The following is an 8,434-nucleotide window of genomic DNA, read 5'->3' as shown; positions in this document are numbered from 1 at the left end:
GGGTAAGGTGTGGTTCGTCGGCGCCGGACCGGGCGCGCCCGACCTGATCACGGTGCGCGGTACCCGGCTGCTGGCCGAGGCCGATGCCATCCTCTACACCGGCTCGCTGGTGGCCGAGACCGCGCTGCAGTGGGCCTCGCCGGAGTGCGAGATCGCCGACTCCAAGTCGATGGACCTGGCGCAGGTCACCGAGTGGCTGCTCGATCGCGCCGCGCGGTGCCAGACGGTGGTGCGTCTGCAGACCGGCGACCCGACCCTCTACGGCGTGGTCGCCGAGCTGGCGCGCCCGCTCGACGCCGCCGGGGTCGAGGTCGGTATCGTCCCCGGGGTGTCCTCGGCGATGGCCTCGGCGGCGGCCGCCGGCGAGTGCCTGACCCTGCCCGAGGTCACCCAGACGGTGATCTTCACCCGCGTCTCCGAGCGCACCAAGATGCCCGAGCGCGAGCACTTCGCCGGGCTCGCCGCGCACGGCTGCACCCTCTGCATCTTCCTCTCGATCGAGCGTATCGAGTCGATCGCCCAGACCCTGGAGGAGGCCGGTTGGGCTGCCGATGCGCCGGTGGTGGTGGTGCACAAGGCGACCTGGCCTGGCGAGGAGCTGGTGCTGCGCGGCACCATCGCCGACATCGCCGCGCGTTGCCGCGAGGCCAAGGTCGAGCGTCAGGCGCTGATCCTGGTCAGCCCCGCGCTCGGCGCCCGCCAGCACGCCCCGCGTGCCACCTCCAAGCTCTACGACGCCAGCTTCCCGCGCCGCTTCCGCCCGGCGCGCGAGGATTGACAGTGAACCGCAAAGGCGCAAAGGACGCGAAGCAGAGAAGCGCGTGATGGGCTTCCAGGCGGGGGCAGTCGACAGTGTGGCGGTTCATCCTTCCGATGACTGTCTCGCGATGCAGGCGTCCACTGGCGGCTGAGGGCTGATTGTTTACCCGGTAACCAAGGTCACTTCGCGCGTCCCTTGATTGCAGGGGGCGCGGTCGAATCATCCTCGGCCATCGCCACTGTTCATCGGCCTTTTTCGCCAAGCATGCCGCGCCTTATCCGGCCCGTCCGGCTCATCTTTGCGCCCTTCGCGGCTTTGCGGTTCAATCCCGCTGGCCGCCGAAGACCTTTCCTCGCCCCCACGATTCAGCCACTCTCAGGTCCCGCCCATGTTGCTCGAAGAGACCGATCGTTATCAGCTCCATCGTCGGGGCCGCTATCTGTACGCCGCGCTGGCGCGACCGCACCGGGTGCTCAGTACCTGCCGGATCAACGGCGGGCTGCGCGAGGATCTGAGCCATGTGGCCAATCACCAGGGCTGCGAGGGCGTGGCGCACGATCCGCGCGGGGCCACCGCGGTCGACGAGGGGCCGGGTGGCTATCATGTGCGCGCCTGCGAGGATGCCGGGTTGCCGCCGTCGCGCACCGCGCTGATGGCCACCGCCGCCAACATGCAGTGCGCGGTGCTCGGGCGCGCCGCCGAGGGCGATCTGGCGGTGACCGTGGCCGCCACCGCCGGGGTGCTCGGTAACGCCACCCGTGCCGGGGATCGCGCCGGTTGGGTGGAGTGCGAGGAGGGCTGTCGGGCACGCGGTGCCGCGTCCGAGACCGCGCCACCCGAGCGTGGCGCCGGTACCATCATCACCCTGGTGTTCATCAATCAGCCCTGTACGCCCGCCTGTCTGGTGCGCGCCGCGACCCTGGTGACCGAGGGCAAGAGCGCGGCGGTGCTCGATCTACGTGTGCCCAGCCTGCAATCGAGCGCGCTGGCCACCGGCACCGGCACCGATCAGCTCGCCATCGCCGCGCCGCTGGCGCGCGAGGGCGAATGGGAGCGGCAGTGGGCCGGCGGGCACAACCTGCTCGGCGAGCTGCTCGGGCACGCCACCCATCAGGCGGTGACCCGCTCGCTGCTGTTGCAAAACGGGCTCTGTCCCGAGCTGCGGCGCAACCTCTGCGGCGCGCTCGGGCGTCACGGCTGCGACGAGCAGGCGCTGTGCCGCGCCGCCGAGCGCTGGCTGTCGGCCGAGCTTGCCGAGGTCTTCGCCCGTAACCTGCAGGCGCTGGTGCACGATCCGCTGAGCGCGGCGGCGGCCTTCGCCCTGGCCGAGGTGCTGGATCTGGCCCGCGACGGGGTGTTGCACGCCGAGATCGCCCGCGAGGCGGTGCTCAACCAGGCCGCGCAGCTCGGCGCGGCGGTGGCGGTGTGTCCGGATGCCTTCGTGGCGCTGCGCGAGCGTCTGCTCGCCGAACCGGGGCTTGCGCCCGCCGAGCTGGCGGCACTGGCGGTGGTCGAGGGGTTTGCGCGCAAATGGAACTGACCTCTTCCGTCGCGCTGGTCCTCGGCGCCTGTCTGCTCGATGCCTTGCTCGGTGATCCGGTCTATCGTCTCCACCCGGTCCGGCTGATCGGCGCCTGGATCCAGACCTGCGAGCGCGTGCTCTTCGCGCGCGGGCTCGATGGCTATCTCGGGGGCGTGCTGCACTGGCTGCTGGTGGTCGGCGGCGCGCTCGGGGTGTGGTGGGTCGGCCATCTCGGGTTCGCTGCGCTGCACCCGGCGCTCGCCTTCGGCTGGGATCTGTTCATCGCCTACAGCCTGCTCTGTACCCGCGACCTGCTGGGGCAGGGGCTGCGGGTGCTGCGCGCGCTCGATGATCTGCCGGCGGCGCGACGGTACATGGTGATGCTGGTCGGGCGCGACACCGACCGGCTCGATCGCGCCGGGATCGTCCGCGCCACCATCGAGAGCCTGTCGGAGAATCTCACCGACGGCGTGCTCACGCCGCTGTGGGCCTTGTGTCTGTTCGGGGTGCCGGGGCTGGTGGTGGTCAAGGCGATCTCCACGCTCGATTCGATGATCGGTTACAAGAACGATCGCTATCGTCGCTTCGGCTGGGCCGGGGCGCGTTCGGATGATGTGGTGCACTGGCTGCCGGCGCGCCTCTCGGTGCCGCTGATCGCGCTCGCCGCCGCGCTGTTGCGCGGCCATCCCCGGCTGGTGTGGCCGGCGTTGCGCTATCGCACGCTGCTGCCGAGCCCGAACTCGGGCTGGAGCGAGGCGGCCTGCGCCGGGGCGCTGCGGGTGCGGCTGCTCGGTCCGGTGTGGTACGGCGGCGTGCTGATGGGTGAGGCCTACATCGGCGACCCCGACTGGCCCGCCGACCTCGACGGCGCCGACCTGCGCCGCGCGCTGCGGCTGATCCTGGTCGCCGCGCTGCTGGCGCTGGGGTTCGGGTTGATGGTCGTTGCGAGCTGAAGACGAATCAGCCGCCAGCGGATTGAACCGCAAAGCCGCAAAGAACGCGAAAGGGAAAGTGACCAGCTATCAGTCTCCAGCTTTCAGCCGCCAGCCTCCAGTCGGCGTCCTCACTCAGCGACCGTCGCAAACGGCAAGCCGCGTAGGATGGGCAAAGTGCAACGTGCCCATCTTCACACGCCATCCGCCTCTTCGCCCGGCACGCTGCGCGTTGCCCGGCCTACCGCACTGGAGGCTGATAGCTGGAGGCTGGCGGCTGAAAGCCGGCGGCTCGCCTCCCCCTTACTCCGGCGAGACCAGCTTGAGTCCGACGATGCCGATGACGATCAGGCCGACGAAAAAGAAGCGGGCGAGGGTGGCCGGTTCGGCGAACAGCCAGATGCCGATGGCGAAGGCGCCGACGGCGCCGATGCCGGTCCAGATTGCGTAGGCGGTGCCGATCGGGATGTCGCGCTGGGCGAGCAGCAGCAGTGCGCCACTGGCGACCATGCAGGCGGCCGCGAACAGGATCCAACCCCAGCGCATGCCCTGATCGGTCATCCCGAGCTTGAGTCCGACCGGCCACCCCCATTCGAACATGCCGGCGATGACGAGATAGATCCAGGCCATTTTGGTGTCGCGTCTCCGTGATGCGTGGGTGGTGAAATCAGGCGAGTTGGCTCTGTGCGAGCCGTGAAGTAGGAGCCGCCAGCCGCCAGTGGCCGTCTGCCCTCACGCGGCTCGGCTTTCTTCGCGTCCTTTGGGTCTTTGCGGTTCAATCTCCTGGCGGCTGGCGGCTGGCGGCTGGCGGCTGGCGGCTGGCGGCTGGCGGCTGGCGGCTGATCGCTGGAGGCGCTTCTCTCCAGCACGTTCTTGGGTCTCAGCGGCTCAGCCGTTCTGACGCGAGCCGCGCTCGATTTCGATGCCGACGTCGATGCCCACGCCGATGGCGCCGGGTTTGTTGATGCGCAGTCGTACCCAGGGGATGCCGAACTCCTCGCGCAGCACGGCGGCGCAGCGCTCGGCCAGGGTCTCGATCAGCTCGGCGCGGTTGTCGGTGACCTCGCGGCGGATGCGGCGGGCGACGGCGTCGTAGTCGAGGGCGTCGTCGATGTGGTCGGTGGCGGCGGCGCGGGCGGCGTCGGTGGCCAGCTCCAGGTCGAGGATCAGCGGGCGTGGCTGCTCCTTCTCCCAGTCGTGGATGCCGATGACGGTGTCGACGCGCAGGCCGCGGATGAAGACGGTGTCCATGACAGGCTCCGGTGGCGGCGAAAAGCGAGAGAGGATACGCCCCCGCGCCGGTACGCGCGAGGCTTGACCTGTGGCGGTATCCCGGGTCCAATGCGCGCCATGATCACATCCATCCTGCTCATCATCGTCGCTTATCTGCTGGGCTCGCTCTCCAGCGCCATCATCGTCTGCCGTCTGATGGGGCTGCCCGATCCGCGCACCCAGGGCTCGAACAACCCCGGCGCGACCAATGTGCTGCGCTTCGGCGGCAAGAAGGCCGCCGCCATCACCCTGCTCGGCGACAGCCTCAAGGGGCTGGTGCCGATGCTCGCCGGGCACCTGCTCGGGCTCGACCCGGTGGCGCTCGCCGGGGTCGGTCTGGCCGCCTTCATCGGCCATCTCTACCCGGTGTTCTTCGGCTTCAAGGGGGGCAAGGGGGTCGCCACCGCGCTCGGCGTGCAGTTCGGCCTCTACTGGCCGATCGGGCTCTGTGTCGCCGCGGTGTGGCTGTTCGTCGCCAAGGTGCTGAAGATCTCCTCGCTCTCGGGGCTGATCTCGATGGCGCTGGCGCCGCTGTTCGTATGGCTGTTCTGGGACGAGAAGCCGCTGATCGGTATGCAGCTGATCATCACCGGGCTGCTGATCTGGCGTCACCGCAGCAACATCCGCAACCTGCTCGAAGGCACCGAGGGACGGATCAGCGCGGGCGACTGAGTCGTTCGCCGCCGCCCAGCTGTCGCGCTCACCACGAACGCGCCGCCTGCCGATGCAGGCGGCGCGTTCGTGCGTTCAGGCGGTGGTGCTGGTCGCGGCCTGTCGTGCGCCCTTGCGCCACTGTCCGGCGCCGAGCACGGCGAACAGCAGTGCGGCGACCAGCAAGGCGCCGCCGAGCAACGGACGATGTGCGATCCAGGCCAGGGCGATGACCAGGCTGCCGGTGGCCAGTGCGAGCAGCGCCGCGACCAGTCCGGTGGCGAAGCCGACCAGGCTGCCGAGCATCGGGATCAGGTCGGCGATGACCTTGAGCGGTGCGAGGATCAGCGCCAGGCCGATCCACAGCGCCACCACGCCGCCCACGCGCAGCCCCCAGGTGAGCAGGGCGTTGGCGCTGTGGGCGTGCTCGAACATGGTGATGGCGTCGATCTGCCCCGGCTCGAGCAGGGCGATGGTGCCGTGCTTGAGTCGCGCGGTGACCAGGGTGTCGCCCTGCTGGCGCCCGATCGCGCTGATCTCGCCATCGGGGTCGACCACCCGGAAGCTGACTCGCAGGTCGCCGACCTCGGGGTTCGCCGGTGTGCCCTTGTAGAAGCCGCTGCCGTCGCTGACGAAGCCCGTCGGTGCCTCCTCGGCGTCGACCGGGAGCGTCCGCGCGCCGCCGATCTGCGAGACGAACGCGGGTGCAAGGCGAAAGGCGCCGAGGGTCACCCGGTCGGCCTGCCACTGCTCGCTGGTGTAGGGCATCGTCGGGTTGTGATGGCCCTCGGGGTGACGGAAGCCGCTGGAGTCGATCGGTTGGCTCGACCAGGTGCGCTGGTAGCTGTAGGTGGTCCGCGTGGTCTCGCCGCCGCCGAGTTCCTTGACCGTTTCCGATTCGCGCTGCTCGCTCCACTGATACATCTCGACCTGGCGCTCCAGGCGGATCGCCGGGACCTCGATGGCGAAGATGGGGTCGCGCAGCCGTGCATCGGTGTGGGTCGCGCCGCTGAGATGGACGAGTTCGCCATCATTGGCCGGGTCGACCGGTGTGGCGGCGATCGAGACCACGGCCTCGGCGCCGGCATCGAGGGTGCGGGTGCGATCGATCGCGCGTCCCTCGTTCCACCACAGCAGCGAGCTGGCGACGACCACCAGGATGAGGCCGAAGAGGATGCCGGTGAGCGCGCCGCCGATGCGGCTGAACCAGGAGCGGTGGGTGGTCTCGGTGAAGCTGTCCATCGTGCTCTATATCTCCGTTTCGATGGCAGGGGTGAGCGGTGCGAGCTCTTCCATCGGCCAGCGCGCGCGGGGTTTGAACAGCAGCGGCTCACTCGCGCCGGCGGCGAGACGCTGCCAGCCGGCATAGGCGATCATGGCGCCGTTGTCGGTGCAGAGTTCGGGGCGGGGGTAGTGCGCCTCACAGCCCTCGGCGGCGAGCGCCTCGCCCATGCGTGCGCGCAGCCTGCGGTTGGCGCTGACCCCGCCGGCGAGCACCAGGCGGCGGCGCCCGGTCTCGCGCAGCGCGCGGCGACACTTGATCACCAGGGTGTCGACCACCGCCTCCTCGAAGGCGCGGGCGATGTCGGCGCGGGTCTGTGCGTCGATGCTGCCGCCGCTTTCCGCCTCGGCCTCGCGCAGGGTGTTGAGGGCGAAGGTCTTGAGGCCGCTGAAGCTGAAGTCGAGTCCGGGCCGGTCGGTCATCGGGCGCGGGAAGCGATAGCGCGTCGGATCGCCCTGCTCGGCCTCGCGCGAGAGCGCCGGTCCGCCGGGGTAGGGCAGACCGAGGATCTTGGCGGTCTTGTCGAAGGCCTCGCCGGCGGCGTCGTCGAGCGACTCGCCGAGGATGCGGTAACGCCCCACCCCGGTGACGTCGACGAGCTGGGTGTGTCCGCCCGAGACCAGCAGGGCGACGAAGGGGAAGTCGGGGGCCGAGTCCTCCAGCAGCGGTGCGAGCAGGTGCCCCTCCATGTGGTGCACGCCCACCGCCGGCACGCCGAGCGCCCAGGCGAGGCTGCGCCCGAGCGCGGCGCCGACCAGGAGCGCGCCGATCAGCCCGGGGCCGGCGGTGAAGGCCACGGCGTCGATGTCCTCGCGCGTCAGTCCGGCCTCGTCGAGCACCTCGCGGATCAGCGGCAGCGCCTTGCGGACATGATCGCGCGAGGCCAGCTCGGGCACCACGCCGCCGTACTCGGCGTGGATCGCGATCTGGCTGTAGACCGCGTGGGCGAGCAGACCATGCTCGCCGTCGTACAGGGCGACGCCGGTCTCGTCGCAGGATGTCTCGATACCTAACACACGCATGCCGCAATGGCCCTCGAACACTGGAATCGCAAACGGTTTAGTATACGCGCTCGGGCCCACAGGCCCCGGTCCCCTGGCGAGGTTTCTCGCCGGGGTGTATGTGCTTTCGTCTTTGCAATCGACTCGGGGTTCTCGTAAAATCCCCCTTCTTTGTATTGCCCAATCAACCCACTTGGAGCCATAAAGGACAATCCATGCCCAGCGTTCGCGTCAAAGAAAACGAGCCGTTCGAGGTCGCCATGCGACGTTTCAAGCGTTCCTGCGAGAAGGCAGGGGTGCTTGCTGAGGTCCGCCGTCGCGAGTTCTACGAAAAGCCCACCTCCGAGCGCAAGCGCAAGAAGGCTGCGGCCGTCAAGCGCCACCAGAAGAAGCTGCAGCGCGAGGCACGTCGCTGGGAACGCCCGTACTGAGGTTCCATCCCCGGCGTATCCCTGACCGAGGTCGACGGACCGGCGCCTGTCTCGCCCTGTCGGTTCCGTTGCGCGTCCAGAGCGAAACGATCTCGGCCTGACCCCATCCCTCAGGCTTCCTGAAAGACACATGCTCAAGCAGCAAATCCAAGCGGATATGAAGTCCGCCATGAAGGCGGGCGACAAGGACCGGCTCGCGGTGATCCGGCTGATCATGGCCGCGATCAAGCAGCGCGAGGTCGACGAGCGCATCGAGCTCGACGACGCCCAGGTGCTGGCGGTGCTCGACAAGATGGTCAAGCAGCGTCGCGACTCGATCGATCAGTACACCCAGGCCGGTCGCGACGACCTGGCCAGCGGCGAGCGCGCCGAGGTCGAGATCATCCAGACCTATCTGCCCGCACAGCTGACCGAGGCCGAGATCGCCGCCTGTATCGACGAGGCCGTCGAGACCACCGGTGCCGCCGCGATGAGCGACATGGGCAAGGTGATGGGCGTGCTGCGCCCGAAGATCCAGGGGCGTGCTGACATGGGCGCGGTGAGCGCGCTCGTCAAGCAGCGGCTCGGGGGCTGAGTACCGGAT

General features: G+C 69.3%; 10 protein-coding genes. 6 read left to right on the top strand and 4 right to left on the bottom strand.

What is annotated here, in order from left to right; translation table 11 throughout:
- The 3 genes from cobM to cbiB all read left to right on the top strand — a co-directional run.
- Positions 1-778: precorrin-4 C(11)-methyltransferase (cobM, locus tag ACAM26_RS16230; protein ID WP_369614112.1), on the top strand; the 778-nt coding region annotated here is incomplete at its 5' end.
- Between the two features lie 370 nt (positions 779-1,148).
- Entirely contained in the window at positions 1,149-2,300 is a 1,152-nt protein-coding gene (locus ACAM26_RS16225; protein ID WP_132230686.1) for an adenosylcobinamide amidohydrolase, read from the top strand.
- A complete protein-coding gene (cbiB, locus tag ACAM26_RS16220) occupies positions 2,291-3,235 on the top strand; it encodes an adenosylcobinamide-phosphate synthase CbiB (protein WP_369614111.1) in 945 nt (314 codons plus the stop codon). The genes ACAM26_RS16225 and cbiB overlap by 10 nt, the downstream gene beginning before the upstream one ends.
- 282 nt (positions 3,236-3,517) lie before the next feature.
- Here cbiB and ACAM26_RS16215 read toward each other — a convergent pair whose 3' ends face one another.
- Together ACAM26_RS16215 and folB are read right to left on the bottom strand one after the other, a co-directional pair.
- On the bottom strand, positions 3,518-3,844 hold the full coding sequence (locus tag ACAM26_RS16215) for a multidrug efflux SMR transporter (protein ID WP_123140663.1): 327 nt from the start codon (positions 3,842-3,844) through the stop codon (positions 3,518-3,520).
- Positions 3,845-4,102: 258 nt separating this feature from the next.
- Complete coding sequence (gene folB, locus ACAM26_RS16210) at positions 4,103-4,465, bottom strand: dihydroneopterin aldolase (RefSeq protein WP_369614110.1); 363 nt, start codon at positions 4,463-4,465, stop codon at positions 4,103-4,105.
- Positions 4,466-4,564: 99 nt separating this feature from the next.
- Between folB and plsY the strand changes: the two genes are divergently transcribed.
- Positions 4,565-5,158, top strand: coding sequence for a glycerol-3-phosphate 1-O-acyltransferase PlsY (gene plsY / locus ACAM26_RS16205; RefSeq protein WP_369614109.1), 594 nt, complete (start codon positions 4,565-4,567; stop codon positions 5,156-5,158).
- Positions 5,159-5,233: 75 nt separating this feature from the next.
- Here plsY and ACAM26_RS16200 read toward each other — a convergent pair whose 3' ends face one another.
- Both ACAM26_RS16200 and tsaD read right to left on the bottom strand, forming a co-directional pair.
- Positions 5,234-6,379 carry a TMEM43 family protein gene (locus ACAM26_RS16200; protein WP_369614108.1) on the bottom strand — a complete coding sequence of 382 codons (1,146 nt, stop codon included), beginning with the start codon at positions 6,377-6,379 and terminating at the stop codon, positions 5,234-5,236.
- A gap of 6 nt (positions 6,380-6,385) precedes the next feature.
- The gene (gene tsaD, locus ACAM26_RS16195; RefSeq protein WP_369614107.1) at positions 6,386-7,441 is read right to left on the bottom strand and encodes a tRNA (adenosine(37)-N6)-threonylcarbamoyltransferase complex transferase subunit TsaD; all 1,056 of its coding nucleotides are present in this window, start codon (positions 7,439-7,441) and stop codon (positions 6,386-6,388) included.
- Between the two features lie 194 nt (positions 7,442-7,635).
- Between tsaD and rpsU the strand changes: the two genes are divergently transcribed.
- Complete coding sequence (rpsU, locus tag ACAM26_RS16190; RefSeq protein ID WP_005220880.1) at positions 7,636-7,851, top strand: 30S ribosomal protein S21; 216 nt, start codon at positions 7,636-7,638, stop codon at positions 7,849-7,851.
- A 130-nt stretch (positions 7,852-7,981) separates the two neighbouring features.
- Positions 7,982-8,425 (top strand): GatB/YqeY domain-containing protein, encoded by a 444-nt coding sequence (locus ACAM26_RS16185; RefSeq protein WP_234525067.1) that lies wholly within the window; start codon positions 7,982-7,984, stop codon positions 8,423-8,425.
- Positions 8,426-8,434 lie beyond the last annotated feature (9 nt).

The sequence above is a fragment of the Marichromatium sp. PS1 genome, from assembly GCF_041155115.1.
Classification (GTDB): domain Bacteria; phylum Pseudomonadota; class Gammaproteobacteria; order Chromatiales; family Chromatiaceae; genus Marichromatium; species Marichromatium gracile.
This window is presented reverse-complemented; position numbering and strand designations above follow the sequence as displayed.